The sequence below is a fragment of the Streptomyces roseus genome, assembly GCF_001044425.1.
GTDB lineage: Bacteria > Actinomycetota > Actinomycetes > Streptomycetales > Streptomycetaceae > Streptomyces > Streptomyces roseus.
On sequence record NZ_LFML01000068.1, the window covers coordinates 1 to 19,781 of the forward strand.

The 19,781-nt window shown below is 71.3% G+C and carries 12 protein-coding genes, 1 tRNA gene and 1 rRNA gene; 11 read left to right on the forward strand and 3 right to left on the reverse strand.

The window, feature by feature from the left end:
• From rrf to ACS04_RS17210, 3 genes are all read left to right on the forward strand, one after another.
• Positions 1-86, forward strand: a 5S ribosomal RNA gene (rrf, locus tag ACS04_RS17200); the annotation flags it as partial.
• Positions 87-91: 5 nt separating this feature from the next.
• Positions 92-167 (forward strand) — tRNA-Thr (locus ACS04_RS17205).
• 129 nt (positions 168-296) lie between these two features.
• Positions 297-896 carry an HdeD family acid-resistance protein gene (locus ACS04_RS17210; protein ID WP_048477514.1) on the forward strand — a complete coding sequence of 200 codons (600 nt, stop codon included), beginning with the start codon at positions 297-299 and terminating at the stop codon, positions 894-896.
• On the opposite strand, the gene ACS04_RS17215 is transcribed toward ACS04_RS17210, so the two are convergent.
• Positions 893-3,478, reverse strand: coding sequence for a SpoIIE family protein phosphatase (locus ACS04_RS17215; protein ID WP_063839281.1), 2,586 nt, complete (start codon positions 3,476-3,478; stop codon positions 893-895). The two genes, ACS04_RS17210 and ACS04_RS17215, sit on opposite strands and share 4 nt — an antisense overlap.
• A 168-nt stretch (positions 3,479-3,646) precedes the next feature.
• Between ACS04_RS17215 and ACS04_RS17220 the strand changes: the two genes are divergently transcribed.
• The 8 genes from ACS04_RS17220 to ACS04_RS17255 all read left to right on the forward strand — a co-directional run bounded on the left by ACS04_RS17220 (position 3,647) and on the right by ACS04_RS17255 (position 17,555).
• Positions 3,647-9,172 carry a HAMP domain-containing protein gene (locus ACS04_RS17220; protein ID WP_209441713.1) on the forward strand — a complete coding sequence of 1,842 codons (5,526 nt, stop codon included), beginning with the start codon at positions 3,647-3,649 and terminating at the stop codon, positions 9,170-9,172.
• 277 nt (positions 9,173-9,449) lie between these two features.
• Positions 9,450-10,130, forward strand: a complete 681-nt coding sequence (locus tag ACS04_RS17225; RefSeq protein ID WP_048477516.1) for a response regulator — start codon at positions 9,450-9,452, stop codon at positions 10,128-10,130.
• A 143-nt stretch (positions 10,131-10,273) separates the two neighbouring features.
• Positions 10,274-13,108 carry a DNA translocase FtsK gene (locus tag ACS04_RS17230; RefSeq protein ID WP_048477517.1) on the forward strand — a complete coding sequence of 945 codons (2,835 nt, stop codon included), beginning with the start codon at positions 10,274-10,276 and terminating at the stop codon, positions 13,106-13,108.
• Between the two features lie 217 nt (positions 13,109-13,325).
• Positions 13,326-14,222, forward strand: coding sequence for a helix-turn-helix domain-containing protein (locus ACS04_RS17235; protein ID WP_048477518.1), 897 nt, complete (start codon positions 13,326-13,328; stop codon positions 14,220-14,222).
• 115 nt (positions 14,223-14,337) lie between these two features.
• Positions 14,338-15,825 carry a 30S ribosomal protein S12 methylthiotransferase RimO gene (rimO, locus tag ACS04_RS17240; RefSeq protein ID WP_048477519.1) on the forward strand — a complete coding sequence of 496 codons (1,488 nt, stop codon included), beginning with the start codon at positions 14,338-14,340 and terminating at the stop codon, positions 15,823-15,825.
• A complete protein-coding gene (gene pgsA, locus ACS04_RS17245; RefSeq protein ID WP_048477520.1) occupies positions 15,822-16,478 on the forward strand; it encodes a CDP-diacylglycerol--glycerol-3-phosphate 3-phosphatidyltransferase in 657 nt (218 codons plus the stop codon). Before rimO ends, pgsA begins: the two co-directional genes overlap by 4 nt.
• An 86-nt stretch (positions 16,479-16,564) precedes the next feature.
• The gene (locus ACS04_RS17250; RefSeq protein WP_048477715.1) at positions 16,565-17,065 is read left to right on the forward strand and encodes a CinA family protein; all 501 of its coding nucleotides are present in this window, start codon (positions 16,565-16,567) and stop codon (positions 17,063-17,065) included.
• Between the two features lie 109 nt (positions 17,066-17,174).
• Positions 17,175-17,555: a helix-turn-helix domain-containing protein gene (locus tag ACS04_RS17255; protein ID WP_048477521.1), complete on the forward strand. Its 381-nt coding sequence runs from the start codon at positions 17,175-17,177 to the stop codon at positions 17,553-17,555.
• A 482-nt stretch (positions 17,556-18,037) separates the two neighbouring features.
• Here the strand turns inward: ACS04_RS17255 and ACS04_RS17260 are convergent, their stop codons facing one another.
• Both ACS04_RS17260 and ACS04_RS17265 read right to left on the reverse strand, forming a co-directional pair.
• A complete protein-coding gene (locus ACS04_RS17260; RefSeq protein WP_209441714.1) occupies positions 18,038-18,808 on the reverse strand; it encodes an SDR family NAD(P)-dependent oxidoreductase in 771 nt (256 codons plus the stop codon).
• A 32-nt stretch (positions 18,809-18,840) separates the two neighbouring features.
• Entirely contained in the window at positions 18,841-19,692 is an 852-nt protein-coding gene (locus ACS04_RS17265; protein WP_048477522.1) for an Fpg/Nei family DNA glycosylase, read from the reverse strand.
• Positions 19,693-19,781 lie beyond the last annotated feature (89 nt).

The window sequence follows — 19,781 nt, forward strand, 5'->3', positions numbered from 1 at the left end:
GTTACATTCCGAACCCGGAAGCTAAGCCTTTCAGCGCCGATGGTACTGCAGGGGGGACCCTGTGGGAGAGTAGGACGCCGCCGAACAACCCGCCCTTTTAGCTCAGTCGGTAGAGCGTCTCCATGGTAAGGAGAAGGTCAACGGTTCGATTCCGTTAAAGGGCTCCAAACAGAAAGGCCCCCGCCTCTTGGCGGGGGCCTTTTTGCGTTTCCGGGAGTCGGCTCCATCGCCGGACGGGCGGGCCGCGCCAGGACTCCCTAACATGGGCGGCAAGGGGTGAACCCCTGGGAGGCGTGATGACCGTACCCTTCGACGCGGCGCCGAAGCACCCGCAGAGCGACCCCGAAGACGTCCTCCGGCAGGTCGGAGGCTCCTGGCGCTGGGCTCTCGGCTTCGCCCTCGCGACCCTGATTCCCGGCATCCTGATCCTGGTGTGGCCCGACGAGACGCTGCACATCCTGGCCGTCATCATCGGCCTCCAGCTGCTCGTGGCGGGCGTCTTCCGGTTCGTCACCGCCTTCTCGCACGGCAACGACGGCAGCAGCAGACTGGCGGGCGTCCTGGTGGCCGTGCTGGCGCTCTTGGCCGGCGTCCTCGTCCTGCGGCATCCGATGCAGACCATCGGCGCGCTGTCGCTGATCCTCGGGATGTTCTGGCTGGTGTCCGGAGTACTCACGGCCTACACCGCGATCGCGGACCACACCCTCGTGCACCGGGGCCTGTTCTTCGGCCTGGGCGCACTCGCCACCGTCGCCGGCATCGTCGTGCTCTGCTTCCCGGTGGATTCCGCGGTCGCGCTGACGCGGCTGCTCGGGCTCTGGCTGGTCCTGCTGGGCGTGTTCGAAGTCGTGATGGCCTTCGCGCTGCGCTCCGCCACCCGCCGGCCTGCGGGCTAGTCCCCTGAGCGCAGCTGGGGGACGCGGAAGGCCAAGATCGCCATGTCGTCCGAGGCGGGCTCGGCCGCGAAGCGTTCCACCGCGCGCAGGACGCGGGCGGCGACGGCTCCGGCTGTGAGGCCCGTACAGGTGGTGAGGAGTTCCGCGAGGCCGTCGTCGCCCAGCATGCGGGTGCCCTCGCGGCGTTCCGTGACGCCGTCCGTGACGCAGAGCAGCACGTCGCCCGGATCCAGGGTGAGGGTCTGCTCGTAGAGGTCGAGGTCGTCGATCACGCCGAGCAGGGGCTGCGGGTCCGCGGCCGGGGTGACCCGGCCGTCGGGGCGCAGGCGCAGCGGCAGCGGGTGACCGGCGCAGACGACCTTCATCAGGGCGCCGCCGTCCGGCTGCGGGTGGAGTTCCCCGTACAGGAGGGTCAGGAACCGGCTGCGGGCGCCCTCGTCGAGGATGGCCGCGTTCAGCCGTTCCAGGACGGCCGGACCGCCGAGGCCCTCGCGCGCCAGCAGGCGCAGGGCGTGCCGGGCCAGGCCGGTGACGGCGGCCGCCTCGGGGCCCGTACCGCAGACGTCGCCGATGGCGAAGCCGTACGCGCCGTCGCGGATCGGGAAGACGTCGTAGAAGTCGCCGCCCACCTCGTTGCCCTCGCCGGCCGCGCGGTAGATGACCTCGACCTCCATGCCGGGGATGGCCGGGGAGCCGGGCGGCAGCAGGCTGCGCTGCAGGGAGCGGCTGATCGCCGTGCGTTCGGAGTAGAGGCGGGCGTTGTCGAGGGCGAGGGCGGCCCGGCGGGAGAGGTCCTCGGCGAGTTCGAGGATCTCCTGGCGGAAGTGCTCCTCGGAGGGCTTGCCGAGGGTCAGCATGCCGATGACGCGGTTGCGGGCCAGGAGCGGCAGGACGACGGTCTCGCCGCCGACCGCCTGGGCCGTCACCGGCCAGGGGCGGGCTCCCGCCTCACGGACCGGGTCGGGCGGGCTGACGCGGGAGAGCAGGGCCTTGAGGCCGTCGATGCGCTCCTCGTCCTCGTGCAGCACGTACGCGAGGTACGGGTCCGAGGACTGGTCGGCGATCGTGTAGACGGCGCACCAGGTGGCCAGGGTCGGGACGGTCATCTGGGCCATCAGGGCCAGGGTCTGGTCCCGGTCGAGGGTGCCGGCGAGCAGGTCGGAGGCCTCGACGAGGAAGGAGAGGGAGCCGCGTCGCAGTCGTTCCAGCTCGCCGAGGCGGGCGGATTCGACGGCGAGGGCGATGCGGTCGGCGGCGAACTGGAGGCGCAGGGCCTCGGCGTTCGAATAGCGGCCGGGCATCTCGGCGGCGACGCCGAGGGAGCCGGTGAGCCGGCCCTCGACCTTGAGCGGGACGGTGATCACCGAGCGCATGCCGGTGGCCTCCAGGAGCGGTACGGCTCCGGGGACTGCGGCGAGGTCGTCGTGGACGGCGGGCATGCGGGCGGAGCCGTACCGGTTGGTGCCGGCTTCGACGGGGACGCGGGCGAAGCGCTGGCGGGTGGAGGGGAGCCCCGTCGTCGCGCGGACTTCCAGCTCGGTCTCGTCGTCGGTGGCGAGCAGCAGGAAGGCGGAGTCGGCGTCCAGCATGTCGCGGGCGCGCTCGACGGTGCGCTGGAGGAGTCCGTCGAGGTCGTCGGGGGCGGGGGAGCCGATGAAGACCTCGAAGGGGTCCGCGGGGCGGGGCTCGGTGAGCTGGAGGCTGTCGGCGGAGGGGGCCCGCACGGGGGTCTGGAGCAGGGCCCGCTCGTCGTCGTGGACCAGCAGGCAGACGATGGACGGCTCTCCGTGGGCGTCGCGTACCCGCAGGTGGGAGGCGTACACGGGGATCACGCGGCCGTCGGCGCCGCGGATGCCGTAGCTGCCCTCCCAGCGGGACAGGCGCAGGGCCTCGGCGATGCCGGTGCCGGTGCCGGGGGTCTGGGGCCAGGCGGCGAGCTCGGCGAGGGGGCGGCCGAGGACCTTCTCGGCGGCGTAGCCGAAGACGTGCTCGGCATCCTCGTTCCAGGCGGAGATCGCGTCGGAGGCGTCGATCTGGAGGACGGCGACGCGCACGCGGCTGTCGGCCAGCGGCAGGAGGCGGTCCGGTACGACGGGTCCGGCGGAGCGGGTACCGACCGGCCGGTCCGGGAGGTCGAGCCGGAACCACACGTGCTTGTGGGTGGCGGTGTACTCGACGCCCCAGCGGGTGGCGAGGGCGGCGCAGAGCATCAGCCCGCGGCCGTTCTCGCGGTCGGGGTCGGCGTACGGGCGCTCGCCGGGGTGTTGGAGAGGAAGCTCACGTTCCGGGTACCGGTCGGCGATCTCGACCCGTACGCCGTCCCCGGAGCGCAGGCACAGGACCTCGGCCTTGGTGCCGGCGTGGACCACGGCGTTGGTGACGAGTTCGCTGGTGAGCACCACGGCGTCGTCGACGATGTCCGCGAAGCCCCATCCCTGCAGGGTGTCGCGGACGAACGCCCGGGCCGCGGCGACCGAGCGCCCGAGGGGGTCGAAGCTGGCAGCCGCCCGAGCCGTGATCACGAATCTCCTTCGACGCGGTTGGACATCGGGTGCCAGGTTACTTACCTTCGCGGTCGGCATGGTGCCCTCGTCCGGGATTCCACCCGCAGGGTGCGGCCGGTGTGCGATGGTGCCGAAGTGTTATGGCCGGGTTCGGCCAGGGTGAAACACTGGGCAGGATGGGATAGCCGGGCGTGCGACTCGCCGGGTGTCGGTGGAACAGCGGTCGACCCTTTCGGGAGGGACACGGTGGAGTCTGGCGCGGCGGTGCGGCGTACGGGAACGCGCCCGAAGGGCGGGAGGTCCCGTCGGGGCGGTACGACGGAAGTCGATACCGCGGCCCTGAACCGGCTGCTCACGGCCCTGGTGTCGATGCGGGACGGGAACTTCCGCAAGCGGCTGACGGTCTCCGGCGACGGCGTGATGGCGGAGATCGCCGCCGTCTACAACGAGGTGGCCGATCGCAACCTCCATCTGACGGGAGAGCTCTCGCGGGTGCGGCGGATGGTCGGCCGCGAGGGGAAGCTGAGCGAACGGCTGGAAACAGGCGCCTGTGAGGGCTCCTGGGCCGCCGCGATCGACGCCTCGAACCAGTTGGTCGACGATCTGGCCCGGCCGGTGTCCGAGGTGGGCCGGGTGCTGTCGGCGGTCGCCGAGGGCGATCTGGACCAGCGGATGGACCTGCGGACGCAGGCCGCGGAGGGGGCCGGGCATCCGCTGCGCGGTGAGTTCCTGAAGGTCGGGCGTACGGTCAACAACCTGGTCGACCAGCTGTCCGCGTTCACCGACGAGGTGACGCGGGTCGCGCTGGAGGTGGGTACCGAGGGCAAGCTGGGCGGTCAGGCCCAGGTCCGCGGGATGTCGGGTTCCTGGAAGGACCTGACCGACTCCGTCAACACGATGGCGTACCGGCTCACCGCCCAGGTGCGTGACATCGCTCTCGTCACGACGGCCGTGGCCAAGGGCGATCTGTCGCGCAAGGTCACGGTGCACGTGGCCGGCGAGATGCTCCAGCTGAAGAACACCGTGAACACGATGGTGGACCAGCTGTCGTCGTTCTCCTCGGAGGTGACGCGGGTAGCGCGCGAGGTGGGTACGGAGGGTGAGCTCGGCGGCCAGGCGAAGGTGCCCGGGGTCGCGGGTGTCTGGAAGGACCTGACCGACTCCGTCAACACGATGGCGGGCAACCTGACGGCCCAGGTGCGGGGGATCGCGCAGGTCACGACGGCGGTGGCCAACGGTGACCTGTCGCAGAAGGTACGGGTCAGCGCGCGCGGCGAGGTGGCGCAGCTGGCCGAAACGATCAACCAGATGACGGAGACGCTGCGGACCTTCGCGGACGAGGTCACGCGGGTGGCCAGCGAGGTCGGGGCCAAGGGCCTGCTCGGCGGTCAGGCGCAGGTGCCGGGTGCGGCGGGCACGTGGAAGGACCTCACCGATTCGGTCAACACGGTCTTCCGGAACCTGACCACGCAGGTGCGGGACATCGCGCAGGTGACGACCGCGGTGGCCAACGGCGACCTGTCGCAGAAGGTCACGGTCGACGTGGCCGGCGAGATGCTGGAGCTGAAGAACACCGTCAACACGATGGTGGACCAGCTCCAGTCCTTCGGCGCGGAAGTGACGCGGGTGGCCCGTGAGGTCGGCGTCGAGGGTGAGCTGGGCGGTCAGGCGCAGGTGCCGGGTGCGGCGGGTACGTGGAAGGACCTCACCGATTCGGTGAACACCGCCTTCCGCAACCTCACCGGCCAGGTGCGCAACATCGCGCAGGTGACGACGGCGGTGGCCAACGGCGACCTGTCGCAGAAGGTCACCGTGGACGTCTCGGGCGAGATGCTCCAGCTGAAGAACACCGTGAACACGATGGTGGACCAGCTCTCCAGCTTCGCCGACCAGGTCACGCGGATGGCCCGGGACGTGGGTACGGAGGGCCGCCTCGGCGGCCAGGCCCGCGTCGAGGGGGTGTCCGGGACGTGGAAGGAGCTCACCGACTCCGTCAACTTCATGGCCGGCAACCTGACCTCCCAGGTGCGCCAGATCGCCCAGGTGACCACCGCGGTGGCCCGCGGCGACCTGTCCCAGAAGATCGACGTGGACGCGCGCGGCGAGATCCTGGAGCTGAAGAACACCATCAACACGATGGTGGACCAGCTCTCGGCCTTCGCCGAGCAGGTGACCCGGGTGGCCCGGGACGTGGGTACGGAGGGTCGCCTCGGCGGCCAGGCGCAGGTGCCCGGTGTGGCCGGCGTATGGCGCGACCTGACCGACTCGGTGAACGGCATGGCCGGGAACCTGACCTCGCAGGTGCGCAACATCGCCCAGGTCGCGACGGCGGTGGCGCGCGGCGACCTGTCGCAGAAGATCGACGTGGACGCGCGCGGCGAGATCCTGGAGCTGAAGAACACCCTCAACACGATGGTGGACCAGCTCTCGAACTTCGCGGAGCAGGTGACCCGGGTGGCCCGCGAGGTGGGCACCGAGGGCATCCTGGGCGGTCAGGCGGAGGTGAAGGGGGTCTCCGGCACCTGGAAGGACCTCACGCAGTCCGTCAACTTCATGGCGAACAACCTGACCTCGCAGGTGCGCAACATCGCCGAGGTGACGACGGCGGTCGCGATGGGCGACCTCTCCAAGAAGATCACCGTGGACGCGAAGGGCGAGATCCTCGAACTCGTCACCACCGTCAACACGATGGTGGACCAGCTGTCCTCCTTCGCGGAGCAGGTGACGCGGGTCGCCCGTGAGGTGGGTTCCGAGGGGATCCTGGGTGGTCAGGCCCGGGTCCGCGGGGTGACGGGCATCTGGAAGGACCTGACCGACAACGTCAACCTGATGGCCAACAACCTGACCTCGCAGGTGCGCAACATCTCGCAGGTCTCGGCCGCGGTGGCCAACGGCGACCTGACGAAGAAGGTCACGGTGGAGGCGCGCGGCGAGGTCGCGCAGCTCGCCGACACGGTCAACACGATGGTGAAGACGCTGTCCTCGTTCGCGGACGAGGTCACGCGCGTGGCCCGCGAGGTGGGTACGGAGGGCCGCCTCGGCGGCCAGGCGCACGTGCCGGGTGTGTCGGGTACGTGGAAGGACCTGACCGATTCGGTGAACTTCATGGCCTCCAACCTCACCGGACAGGTGCGGCAGATCGCCATGGTCACGACCGCCATCGCCAAGGGCGACATGACCAAGAAGATCGACATCGACGCGCGCGGGGAGATCCTGGCGCTCAAGACGACGATCAACACGATGGTCGACCAGCTGTCCTCCTTTGCCGACCAGGTCACGCGGGTGGCCCGTGAGGTGGGTACCGAGGGGATCCTGGGCGGCCAGGCGCGGGTGCGGGACGTGGACGGCACCTGGCGCGACCTGACCGAGTCCGTGAACGAGATGGCGGGGAACCTGACCCGGCAGGTGCGTGCGATCGCGGCCGTGGCCACCGCGGTGACCCGCGGTGACCTCAACCTGAAGATCGACGTGGACGCGTCGGGCGAGATCCAGGTCCTCCAGGACAACATCAACACGATGATCGCGAACCTGCGCGACACCACCTTGGCCAACAAGGAGCAGGACTGGCTCAAGGGCAATCTCGCCCGGATCTCCGCCCTGATGCAGGGCCGCCGCGAGCTGGACGACGTGGCCTCGCTGATCATGAGCGAGCTGACGCCGGTGGTCTCCGCGCAGCACGGGGCGTTCTTCCTGGCGCTGCCTTCGGGCGGCACCGCGGAGTTCGGGACCGAGGGCGGTCCCGACGGTTCGTACGAGCTGCGGATGCGCGGGAGTTACGCGTACGCGGGCGGCGCGGTGCCCACCTCCTTCCGGCCGGGGGAGGGGCTGATCGGGACCGTCGCCGAGGAGAAGCGGACGATCCTGGTGGAGAACACCCCGCCGGGCTACCTGAAGATCTCCTCGGGGCTGGGGGAGGCGCCGCCGGCCCATGTGATCGTGCTGCCGGTGCTGTTCGAGGGGAAGGTGCTCGGCGTCATCGAGCTGGCGTCGTTCCAGCCCTTCACGCAGATCCAGAAGGACTTCCTGAGCCAGATCGCCGAGATGATCGGCACGAGCGTCAACACGATCAGCGTCAACTCCCGCACGGAGACGCTGCTCAAGCAGTCGCAGGAGATGACCGAGCAGCTCCGGGAGCGCTCCGACGAGCTGGAGAACCGGCAGAAGGCCCTCCAGGCCGCCAATGCCGAGCTGGAGGAGAAGGCGGAGCTGCTGGCCCAGCAGAACCGGGACATCGAGGTGAAGAACACCGAGATCGAGGAGGCACGGCAGGTCCTGGAGGAGCGTGCCGAGCAGCTCGCGGTCTCGATGCGCTACAAGTCCGAGTTCCTGGCGAACATGTCGCACGAGCTGCGCACGCCGCTCAATTCGCTGCTGATCCTGGCCAAGCTCCTCGCCGACAACGCGGACGAGAACCTGTCGCCGAAGCAGGTGGAGTTCGCGGAGACCATCCACGGGGCGGGCTCGGACCTGCTCCAGCTGATCAACGACATCCTGGACCTGTCGAAGGTCGAGGCCGGGAAGATGGACGTCTCGCCGACGCGGATCGCGCTCGTGCAGCTCGTGGACTACGTGGAGGCCACCTTCCGGCCGCTGACCGCGGAGAAGGGCCTGGACTTCTCGGTACGGGTCTCGCCGGAGCTGCCCGCGACCCTGCACACGGACGAGCAGCGGCTGCTCCAGGTGCTGCGCAACCTGCTGTCGAACGCGGTGAAGTTCACCGACACCGGGGCCGTGGAGCTGGTGATCCGGCCCGCGGGCTCCGACGTGCCGACGGCGATCCGGGAGCAGCTGCTGGAGGCCGGTTCGCTGCGAGAGGCGGACGCCGACCTGATCGCCTTCTCGGTGACGGACACCGGAATCGGGATCGCGGCGAGCAAGATGTTGGTGATCTTCGAGGCGTTCAAGCAGGCCGACGGAACGACCAGCAGGAAGTACGGCGGCACCGGGCTCGGGCTGTCCATCAGCCGGGAGATCGCCCGGCTGCTGGGCGGTGAGATCCACGCGGCCAGCGAGCCGGGCCGCGGCTCCACGTTCACGCTGTACCTGCCGCTGCACCCGAGCGAGCTGCCGCCGCAGGGGTACGCGCCGCCCACGCCCGGCGGCGGGCGCGGCGAGGTGTACCGCAGGCAGGCCGACGGGGCGCGCCCCGCGCTTCCGGCGGCCCCGGCCCCGGAGGCGCAGCCGCAGCAGGCGCAGCACGTGACGCCCGCCCCGCCGGCCGCCGAGCCGGCCGGTCAGGGGCAGGGCGGGGCCGCGCTGTTCCGGCGGCGGCGCAAGGCGCTGAGCGACCTGGAGCCGCGTACGGCGGTTCCGGGACAGCCGCACGCGCAGGGGTCCGAGGGCGACTGGGCCAACCCGGAGGAGGAACTCCCGGTGCTGCCGCGGTCGTACGACTTCCACGGCGAGAAGGTGCTCATCGTGGACGACGACGTGCGGAACGTGTTCGCGCTGACGAGCGTGCTGGAGCAGCACGGACTGGCGGTGCTGTACGCGGAGAACGGCCGCGAGGGCATCGAAGTCCTGGAGCAGCACGACGATGTGACGGTCGTACTGATGGACATCATGATGCCCGAGATGGACGGGTACGCGACGACCTCGGCGATCCGGCGGATGCCGCAGTTCGCGGGACTGCCGATCATCGCGCTGACGGCGAAGGCGATGAAGGGGGACCGGGAGAAGGCGATCGACTCCGGTGCCTCCGACTATGTCACCAAGCCGGTCGACCCCGACTATCTGCTGTCGGTCATGGAACAGTGGATGCGGGGCAAGTGATCGGCGGGCGTGCACTCTGATACCAATTGCTGACTGACTGTGGCGAAAACGGTGTGAAAGGGCGGGGGACGGGGAACCTTCTGCTCCCCCACACCGTTTCTGCTTCGTGCACAGTGACATCCTGGTGACAGGGTGTGGCGATCTCGGGACTGGGGCTACGATGACCGGCACAAGGACGGACGGCGCAAGGATGCCGTCCTCTTCTGGGGCGGGGCCCGGCGTACAGGCCGGTGCCAGGAGCCGGGGAGGCCCCATGCCGGGGCGAGGAGGACAGGGCATGGTGCAGAAGGCCAAGATCCTCCTGGTCGACGACCGGCCGGAGAATCTGCTGGCGCTGGAGGCCATCCTCTCCGCGCTCGATCAGACACTCGTCCGGGCGTCGTCGGGGGAGGAAGCGCTCAAGGCGCTGCTGACGGACGATTTCGCGGTCATCCTGCTGGATGTGCAGATGCCCGGAATGGACGGCTTCGAGACCGCCGCGCACATCAAGCGGCGCGAACGGACCCGGGACATCCCGATCATCTTCCTCACCGCGATCAACCACGGTCCGCACCACACCTTCCGCGGCTACGCCGCGGGCGCGGTGGACTACATCTCCAAGCCCTTCGACCCGTGGGTGCTGCGGGCCAAGGTCTCGGTGTTCGTGGAGCTCTACACGAAGAACTGCCAGCTGCGGGAGCAGGCGGCGCTGCTGCGGCTCCAGCTGGAGGGCGGCGGCTCGGGCGGCGAGGGCAGCAAGGAGACGGCCGGTCTGCTGGCCGAGCTCTCCGCGCGGCTCGCCGCGGTCGAGGAGCAGGCGGAGGCGCTGACCAAGCAGCTCGGCGAGGAGTCGGCCGACGCGGCGGTCGTGGCGACCGCGGCCCATCTGGAGCGCAAGCTCACCGGACTGCGGCGGGCGCTCGACGCGCTGGAGCCCGGGACCGGCGGGGGTACGCCGGTACTGCCCGCGCAGGGCTGAGCCCGACGAGGGGCGCCGGCCGGGCCGTTCGTCACAGAGCGGTGTCTGGCGGTGCGTCAAAGCACCGACACGGCGCGCGACACGAACGGGTGAAGGGGTGGGCACGCGTGTCCACCGGCGCGCGCACCGGTAACCTCAGGCCCATGGCCTCACGTACGTCCGGCAAGGGTTCCCAGAGCACAGCGGGCACCGCGAAGGGCCGCACCGGCCGGACGACGGCGCCGGCGAAGAAGGCGGCCGCCGCGCGCGGTTCCGCCGCGAAGAAGGCCGCCGCGCCCCGGCGCGCCCCCGTCCGGAAGGCGCCGCCGAAGCCCGCGCCGTCCCCCACCGGGGGCGTGGTGCGGCTGGTGCGCGCCGTGTGGCTGGGCTGCGCGCACGCGGTGGGCGCGGTGTTCCGCGGGATGGGTCAGGGGGCCAAGAACCTCGACCCCGCCCATCGCAAGGACGGCGTCGCGCTGCTGCTCCTCGCCCTCGCGCTGATCGTCGCGGCCGGTACCTGGTCGAACCTGAGCGGTCCGGTCGGGGATCTGGTCACGATGCTGGTCACCGGTGCCTTCGGACGACTGGATCTGCTCGTGCCGATCCTGCTGGGCGTCATGGCGGTCCGTTTCATCCGCCATCCCGAGCAGCCCGACGCCAACGGCCGGATCGGCGTCGGCCTTACCGCGCTCGCCATCGGCGTCCTCGGCCTCGTGCACATCGCCTGCGGGGCGCCGGGCCGCGACGAGGGCACCACCGCCATGCAGAACGCGGGCGGGCTGATCGGCTGGGCCGCCTCGAAGCCGCTGATCTTCACCATGGGCGCGCCGCTCGCCGTGCCGATGCTGGTGCTGCTGACGATCTTCGGGCTGCTGGTGGTCACGGCGACCCCGGTGAACGCGATCCCGCAGCGGCTGCGGCGGCTCGGGATCCGGCTGGGGATCATCGCCCCGAACGAGTACGACGAGGGTTACGGGGAGGGCGGCGCCGCCGAACGGCACGACCCCGAGCAGTGGCGGGCCCGGTCGGGCGGGGCCGGTGCGCGCGCGGGTGGCCCGGCGGATCCCGCCGGTTCCGGGGGTCCCGCCGACGCCGCCGAGGAGCAGGCGCTCGCCCGGCGGCGGCGCCCGCGCCGGACCCCGGCCCGGCCGGCCGCCGAGCGGGAGATGGACGCCGTCGACGTGGCCGCGGCCGCGGCCGCCGCGCTGGACGGGGTGGTCTACGGCGGAATGCCGCCCTCCCCGCTGGTGGCCGACCTGACGCAGGGCATCTCGGCGGAGTGCGAGGGGCGCGAGGGCGTGGAGATCACCGCTCCGGTGCCGCCCGCGCGGGCGGAGCGGACCAAGGCCGCGGACCCCGACCTGGCTGCGGGTGCGGGTGCCGAGCCGGCGGCCGAGCCGGCCGCAGCCCCGCACGACACCACCGCCGCGGCCTCCGGCACCCTGTCCGTCCCGGACCTGACCAAGGCCCCGCCGGCGCCCCAGGCGCTGCCGCCCCGCGCCGAGCAGCTCCAGCTGCGCGGGGACATCACGTACGCCCTCCCCTCGCTCGACCTGCTGGAGAAGGGCGGCCCCGGCAAGACCCGCAGCGCCGCCAACGACGCGGTCGTCGCCTCGCTGCGCAACGTGTTCACCGAGTTCAAGGTCGACGCGGACGTCACCGGCTTCACCCGGGGCCCGACGGTCACCCGGTACGAGGTCACGCTGGGCGCCGCCGTCAAGGTCGAGCGGATCACGGCCCTGACCAAGAACATCGCGTACGCCGTGGCCTCCCCGGACGTCCGGATCATCAGCCCGATCCCCGGCAAGTCGGCCGTCGGCATCGAGATCCCCAACACCGACCGTGAGATGGTCAACCTGGGTGACGTCCTGCGGCTGGCCGACGCGGCCGAGGACGACCACCCGATGCTGGTGGCGCTCGGAAAGGACGTCGAGGGCGGCTACGTCATGGCCAACCTCGCGAAGATGCCGCACGTGCTGGTCGCCGGCGCCACCGGCTCCGGCAAGTCCTCCTGCATCAACTGCCTCATCACCTCGGTCATGGTGCGGGCCACCCCGGAGGACGTCCGGATGGTGCTCGTGGACCCCAAGCGCGTCGAGCTGACCGCGTACGAGGGCATCCCGCACCTGATCACGCCGATCATCACCAATCCCAAGCGGGCCGCCGAGGCGCTCCAGTGGGTCGTGCGCGAGATGGACCTGCGCTACGACGACCTGGCCGCCTTCGGATACCGGCACATCGACGACTTCAACCAGGCCATCCGGGACGGCAAGATCAAACTGCCGCCGGGCAGCGAGCGGGAGCTCAGCCCGTACCCGTACCTGCTCGTGATCGTCGACGAGCTCGCCGACCTGATGATGGTGGCCCCGCGCGACGTCGAGGACTCGATCGTGCGCATCACCCAGCTGGCCCGCGCGGCCGGCATCCACCTGGTGCTCGCCACCCAGCGCCCCTCGGTGGACGTGGTCACCGGGCTGATCAAGGCGAACGTCCCCTCGCGGCTCGCCTTCGCCACCTCCTCGCTCGCCGACAGCCGGGTCATCCTCGACCAGCCGGGCGCCGAGAAGCTGATCGGCAAGGGCGACGGGCTGTTCCTGCCGATGGGCGCGAACAAGCCGGTGCGCCTCCAGGGCGCCTTCGTCACCGAGGACGAGATCGCCGGAATCGTGCAGCACTGCAAGGACCAGATGGCGCCCGTCTTCCGGGACGACGTCACCGTCGGGCAGAAGCAGAAGAAGGAGATCGACGAGGAGATCGGCGACGACCTGGACCTGCTGTGCCAGGCGGCCGAACTGGTGGTCTCCACCCAGTTCGGGTCGACCTCGATGCTCCAGCGCAAGCTGCGGGTGGGCTTCGCGAAGGCGGGCCGGCTCATGGACCTGATGGAGTCGCGGGGCGTCGTCGGTCCCAGCGAGGGGTCGAAGGCGCGCGACGTCCTGGTGAAGGCGGACGAGCTGGACGGGGTCCTCGCCGTCATCCGGGGAGAGACCCAACCGTGATTCACGGGCGGGCAACCGTTTCCCCCGGGCCCGCGTCAAGTTGAGGGAGATGGCGGCGCCGCGCCCCGCGCGGGGCCGCCACAGCACCCGGACTTCCCACACTGTTCGGTTTGCCATTCGGATGGCGTAGGAAGTCCACCCTCCGGTTGCTCCACCCTTTCGTCACCCCCCTAGACTGGACATCCAGCAGGTGGCTACACGCTCGAAAGGCGCCCTCGTGTCCATCGGCAACTCCAACTCCCCCGAAGATGAGCGTCCTTCGACCGACGACCGGTCCGAGGACCGCATCATCGAACGCAAGGCCGAAGGGCCGTCCATCGGGACGGTCCTGAAGAAGGCCCGTATCGCCGCCGGGCTCACTGTCGACGAGGTCAGTTCCACCACCCGCGTGCGCATCCCGATCGTGCACGCGATCGAAGCTGACGATTTCACGCGGTGCGGCGGCGACGTCTACGCCCGCGGCCACATCCGTACGCTCGCCCGCGCCGTCCACATCGATCCGGAACCCCTGGTCGACGCGTACGACGCGGCCCACGGCGGCCGGCCGGCCCCCACGCCCGCCGCGCCGATGTTCGACGCCGAGCGCATCCGTCCCGAGCGGCAGCGGCCCAACTGGACCGCCGCCATGGTCGCCGCCATCGTCGCCGTGATCGGCTTCGTGGGCTTCACCGCCTTCGGCGGTGGGGACGCCAAGGAGAAGCGGCCGGTGGCGGACGCCTCCGCCGCCCCCCAGGCGGCGCCCAAGCAGTCGGCCGGAAAGCCGGCCGCCCAGCCGCAGCAGCCCCCGAAGGCCGCCAAGCCGGAGCCCTCGGACAGCGCGATCGCCGCCGCGCCCAAGGACGTCGTCACGGTCGTCCTGACGGCCAACGACGGCGAGAGCTGGATCTCCGCGAAGGACCACAGCGGCCGGCTGCTGTTCGACGGGACGCTGACCCCCGGCCAGTCCAAGACGTTCACGGACAAGGAGTCCATCGACCTCGTCCTCGGTGACGCGGGGGTCGTGAAGCTCTTCGTGAACGGCAAGGAGATCAAGGGCGACTTCCAGCCGGGTCAGGTGGAACGCCTCACATACACCAAGGACGACCCCCGCCAGGGACCGGCCCAGGCAGGCTGATACAGCGCTGAATCCTTGATTCCGGGTCCCCGGGGTGCTGCGCCGCACCCCGGGGATCTTGGTTTACCGGGACTTGGGGCGGGGGGCGCCGTTTGGACAAAGTAGTCTTGAGTCCATGCCCGAACGCCGTACCGTCGCCCTTGTCACTCTTGGCTGCGCCCGTAACGAGGTGGACTCGGAGGAGCTCGCAGGCCGCTTGGCGGCGGATGGCTGGGAGCTCGTCGAGGACGCCGCCGACGCGGACGTCGCCGTCGTCAACACCTGTGGCTTCGTCGAAGCCGCCAAAAAGGACTCCGTAGACGCCCTGCTGGAAGCCAACGATCTCAAGGATCACGGCAAGACCCAGGCCGTCGTCGCCGTCGGCTGCATGGCCGAGCGCTACGGCAAGGAGCTCGCCGAGGCGCTCCCCGAAGCCGACGGCGTGCTCGGCTTCGACGACTACGCCGACATCTCCGACCGCCTCCAGACCATTCTGAACGGCGGCATCCACGCCTCCCACACCCCGCGCGACCGGCGCAAGCTGCTGCCGATCAGCCCCGCGGACCGCCAGGACAGCGCGGTCGCGCTGCCCGGCCACGCGCAGGAGCCGGTGGCCGAGGCCCCCGCCGACCTGCCGGACGGGGTCGCGCCCGCCTCCGGGCCGCGCGCGCCGCTGCGCCGCCGCCTGGACAAGAGCCCGGTCGCCTCGGTCAAGCTCGCCTCCGGCTGCGACCGCCGCTGCTCCTTCTGCGCCATCCCGTCCTTCCGCGGCTCCTTCATCTCGCGCCGCCCCAGCGACGTGCTGGGCGAGACGCGCTGGCTCGCCGAGCAGGGCGTCAAGGAGATCATGCTGGTCTCCGAGAACAACACCTCGTACGGCAAGGACCTCGGCGACATCCGCCTGCTGGAGACCCTGCTGCCCGAGCTGGCCGAGGTGGACGGCATCGAGCGCGTCCGCGTCAGCTACCTCCAGCCCGCCGAGATGCGGCCCGGCCTGATCGACGTACTGACCTCGACCCCCAAGGTCGTGCCGTACTTCGACCTCTCCTTCCAGCACTCGGCCCCCGACGTGCTGCGCTCCATGCGCCGCTTCGGTGACACCGACCGCTTCCTGGAGCTGCTGGACACCATCCGCTCCAAGGCCCCTCAGGCCGGCGTCCGGTCCAACTTCATCGTCGGCTTCCCCGGCGAGACGGAGGCCGACTTCAAGGAGCTGGAGCGCTTCCTCACCAACGCGCGGCTCGACGCGATCGGCGTGTTCGGCTACTCGGACGAGGACGGCACCGAGGCCGTCACCTACGACAACAAGCTGGACGAGGACACGATCGCCGAGCGCCTCGCGCACATGCAGCGGCTCGCCGAGGAGCTCACCTCGCAGCGCGCGGAGGAGCGCATCGGAGAGATCCTGGAGGTACTCGTCGAGTCCGTGGAAACGGTCGACGAAGAGGGCGACGGCGCCTACGGGCGCGCCGCCCACCAGGCGCCCGAGACCGACGGCCAGGTCGTCTTCACGGACAGCACGGGCCTGGTGCCCGGCCGCATCGTGCGGGCGAAGGTGGTCGGCACGCTCGGCGTGGACCTGGTGGCCGAGCCCCTGCACGACGACGAGGAGGCGGCCGGATGACCGGAGCCCCGGCATCTGCGGCGGGCGGGACCGGCCGCCGGCCCGCGCCCGGCGCGAAGCTGGGAGCCGCGGCGGTCAATCAGGCCAGCCTGTGGAACATCGCGAACATCCTGACGATGGTCCGGCTCGTCCTGGTGCCGGGCTTCGTCCTGCTGCTGCTCGCCGACGGGGGCTACGACCCCGTCTGGCGGGCGTGGGCGTGGGCGGCGTTCGCCGTCGCCATGATCACGGACATCTTCGACGGGCACCTGGCCCGTACGTACAACCTGGTCACCGACTTCGGGAAGATCGCCGACCCCATCGCCGACAAGGCGATCATGGGGTCGGCGTTGATCTGTCTCTCCTGGCTGGGCGACCTGCCCTGGTGGGTGACCGGGGTGATCCTCGGGCGGGAACTCGGGATCACGCTCATGCGTTTCTGGGTCATCAGGTACGGAGTGATTCCCGCCAGCCGGGGCGGCAAGCTCAAAACCCTGGTCCAGGGAACGGCGGTGGGGATGTACGTGCTCGCGCTGACCGGGCCGCTGGCCTCCCTGCGCTTCTGGGTGATGGCTGCCGCTGTCGTGCTGACCGTGGTCACCGGTTTGGATTACATCCGCCAGGCCGTGGTGCTGCGCCGCCTGGGTCTGGAAGCGGAGCGGGCCGCGAGGTGACATACCCGGTGGGTGAATCTCCGGAGGTCGGTGGGGCGGCTTCGGGCGCCGGGAAGCCGGCGCCGGAGACGGGGACCACCGCCGCACTGGCCGCAGAGGCGCTGCGCCTGCTTGCGGAGAGTGACCAGACCCTTGCCGTCGCGGAGTCGCTGACCGGTGGGATGGTCGCCGCGGAGCTCGCGGGCGTCGCCGGGGCCTCCCGGTCCTTCCGCGGCTCGGTCACCGCGTACGCCACCGAGCTCAAGCACCGGGTCCTGGGAGTGGACGCCGGGCTGCTGGCCGCGGAAGGCGCGGTGAACGCGCAGGTCGCGGCCGAGATGGCGGAGGGCGTCCGGCGCGTGCTGGGGGCATCGTGGGGGATCGCGACCACCGGGGTGGCCGGTCCGGACCCGCAGGACGGGCAGCCGGTGGGCACCGTTTTCATCGCCGTGGCGGGTCCGGCGGGCAGGAAAACCGTCCCGCTGAGGTTGAACGGCTCCCGTACGGAAATTCGTAGGGAGAGTGCACGGACAGTGCTCGAACTCCTCTCGAGCGAACTGCGCGAGAATGCGCGGGGGCAGGATACGGAACAGAACGGGGGGATTTGATGTTTGCAGCCCTGAGTGAACACGACATAGCTCCCCGCACGGCCGCGGCGCGAGGCGGTACGGTGGGGCGTGAAGGATGCGGCTACACGGTCAGAGGAGGGAGCCACCGATGATTCTGCTCCGTCGCCTGCTGGGTGACGTGCTGCGTCGGCAGCGCCAGCGCCAGGGCCGTACTCTGCGCGAAGTCTCCTCGTCCGCCCGAGTTTCTCTCGGCTATCTCTCCGAGGTGGAGCGGGGGCAGAAGGAGGCATCCTCCGAGCTGCTCTCCGCGATCTGCGACGCGTTGGACGTACGGATGTCCGAGCTGATGCGCGAGGTCAGCGACGAGCTGTCGCTGGCTGAGCTGGCGCAGTCGGCCGCGGCAAGCGAACCGGTCACGGTGCCGGTCCGCCCGATGCTCAATTCCGTCTCCGTGGCCTCGGTCACGGGTGGCCCGGAGCGGGTGACCATCAAGGCGCCCGCGGAAGCGGTGAATGTCGTAGCCGCGTGAGCCCCATGCGCGAGCTGTGAAGAAATGAGCGTGGCCGGAGCCCCGGCCGGTGCACTGCGCACCGGCCGGGGCTCCGGGCCGTTCCGGGTGCGCTGATGCGCTGATGCGCGGTCGCAGGGTGTACGGGAGGATGGGGGCTCCGGCGGAGTCCGGATCGCGGCCCTGATCCCGGGAGGCAGCCGTGCGGCGTCACCTACGCATACCCCCGGTACGGGGCATACCCCCGGCGGCGGCCCTCGCGGTGGCGCTGGGCGCGCTGTGGTGGTGGGCGGTGCTGCGGCTGGCGCTGGCGCCGGGCGACTCGGGCCCGGTGGAGGGCGCCGTGGCCGTGGGTGGCTGGGGGCTGGGGCTGCTGCCGGTGCACTGCACGCCGGGGCCTGCGCGCAGGGCCCGGCGGGCGGCGGCGGAGCAGGCCGAGCCGGCCGACGGGGCCGGGGCCGGGGCCGGGCCGCCGGCGGACGTCACGGCGGAGGGTGAGCCGCTTACCAGGGCATTGACACTCCGCCGTTCGGGCGCAAGATCTGGCCCGTCATGAAGGACGAGGCGTCCGAGGCGAGGTAGAGCACCGCGCGGGCGACGTCCTCGGGCTCGCCGACCCGGCGCAGGGGGGACATCCGGACCATCGCGGCCTCGGTCTGCTCCTGGACCTCGGGGCCGTGCCGGCCGGTCATGGGGGTGCGGATCCATCCCGGGGCGACGGCGTTGACGCGGATGCCGTGGGGTCCGGCCTCGGTGGCGAGCGTCTTGGTCAGCTGGACGACGGCGGCCTTGGCCGCGCTGTAGCAGAGCAGGCCGGGCTGGGCCGCGTCCACGGCGCCGGAGGCCATCGTGACGATCGATCCGGGGCGGCCGGCCGCGATCATGGCGCGGGCGGCCTCCTGGCAGGTGCGCAGGACCCCCTTGAAGTTGACGTCCAGGACCCGGTCGAGGTCCTCGTCGGTGGTGTCCAGGACACTGCTGGTGTGCATGACCCCGGCGATGGCGGCGGTGATGTCGAGCGGCCCGGCGGCTGCCGCGGCGGCGCGCAGGGCGGCCCGGTCGGTGACGTCGAGGGCGTGGACGGTGGCGGATCCGCCGGCCTTGGCGACGAGGTCCGCCGTCTCGGCGAGGCCCTGCTCGTCGCGGTCCGCGCAGTGCACGGCGGCGCCCGCCTCGGCGAGGAGGACGGCTGTGGCGCGTCCTATGCCGCTCGCGGCGCCGGTGATCAGGGCGGTCCGGCCGGTGAGGTCGTACGGGGCTCTGGGTGTGGGCATGCCGGGACGGTACGACCGGATCTGACGGAGCGTCAACCAGGCGGAGGCGTTCCGCGGTTCGGACGGCCGGGCGGGTTCGGACGGGTCGGCGGGACCGGCCCGGACTGGCAGTGGGGGCACCAGTACGTCGGGCGGTCCTCCTGCCATACCTCGCGGACGGGGGTTCCGCAGCGCAGGCAGGGGCGGCGGGTGCGGCCGTACACGAACAGCTCCTGTCCGCGGCGGCGCAGTCCTGTGGTGTTGCGGGTCTCGCCGGCCCCGGTGTTGGCACGCAGCAGGCGGTGGGCGGCGCCGGCGAGGCGGAGCACGGTGGTCTCGGGGTCCGGGAGGTCGCCGACCGGGGTCCAGGGGGTGGCCTGGGCGAGGAAGCAGAGCTCGCACTTGAAGATGTTGCCGATGCCGGCCAGGTTCCGCTGGTCGAGGAGGGCCTCGCCGAGCGGGCGCTCGGGACTGGCGAGGAGGTTGGCCGCCGCCTTGTGCGCGTCCCAGTCCGGGCCGAGGAGGTCGGGGCCGAGGTGGCCTACGGCCCGGTCCTCCTCGGCGGTGCGCAGCAGCTCGACGACGGGGAGGCGGTAGCCGACGGCCGTCTGCCCGGTGGTGCCGAGGATGGCGCGGATCTCGTACGAGGGTCCGCCGTGCCACTTCTCGTCCGGGCCGAAGACCCGCCAGGAGCCGTCCATGCCCAGGTGGGTGTGGAGGGTGAGGCCGCCCTCGAAGCGGGCGAGGAGGTGTTTGCCGCGAGGCGTGACATCCAGGGTGGTGCGGCCGGTGAGGTCGGCGGTGGCGAAGCGGGGGACCCGCAGATCGCTGCGCGTCAGCTCGCGGCCGGCCAGGGCGGCGTGCAGCCGGGCCGCGGCGCGCCAGATGCTGTCTCCTTCGGGCATGGCGCCATTGTCGCCCCGCGGGGCCGGGGCGGGACGGCCGGAGCCCCCGCCGCGCCGTGGCGCGGGCGGGGGCTCCTGCTGCGGGGAGG

Excerpts from the sequence above, each read along its gene's own strand:
- ACS04_RS17210 (WP_048477514.1), top strand. The coding sequence starts at position 297 with ATGACCGTACCCTTCGACGCGGCGCCGAAGCACCCGCAGAGCGACCCC.
- ACS04_RS17255 (WP_048477521.1), top strand. The coding sequence starts at position 17,175 with ATGATTCTGCTCCGTCGCCTGCTGGGTGACGTGCTGCGTCGGCAGCGC.
- ACS04_RS17215 (WP_063839281.1), bottom strand. The coding sequence starts at position 3,478 with ATGCCGACCGCGAAGGTAAGTAACCTGGCACCCGATGTCCAACCGCGT.
- pgsA (WP_048477520.1), top strand. The coding sequence starts at position 15,822 with ATGACCGGAGCCCCGGCATCTGCGGCGGGCGGGACCGGCCGCCGGCCC.
- ACS04_RS17230 (WP_048477517.1), top strand. The coding sequence starts at position 10,274 with ATGGCCTCACGTACGTCCGGCAAGGGTTCCCAGAGCACAGCGGGCACC.
- rimO (WP_048477519.1), top strand. The coding sequence starts at position 14,338 with ATGCCCGAACGCCGTACCGTCGCCCTTGTCACTCTTGGCTGCGCCCGT.
- ACS04_RS17225 (WP_048477516.1), top strand. The coding sequence starts at position 9,450 with ATGGTGCAGAAGGCCAAGATCCTCCTGGTCGACGACCGGCCGGAGAAT.
- ACS04_RS17260 (WP_209441714.1), bottom strand. The coding sequence starts at position 18,808 with ATGCCCACACCCAGAGCCCCGTACGACCTCACCGGCCGGACCGCCCTG.
- ACS04_RS17265 (WP_048477522.1), bottom strand. The coding sequence starts at position 19,692 with ATGCCCGAAGGAGACAGCATCTGGCGCGCCGCGGCCCGGCTGCACGCC.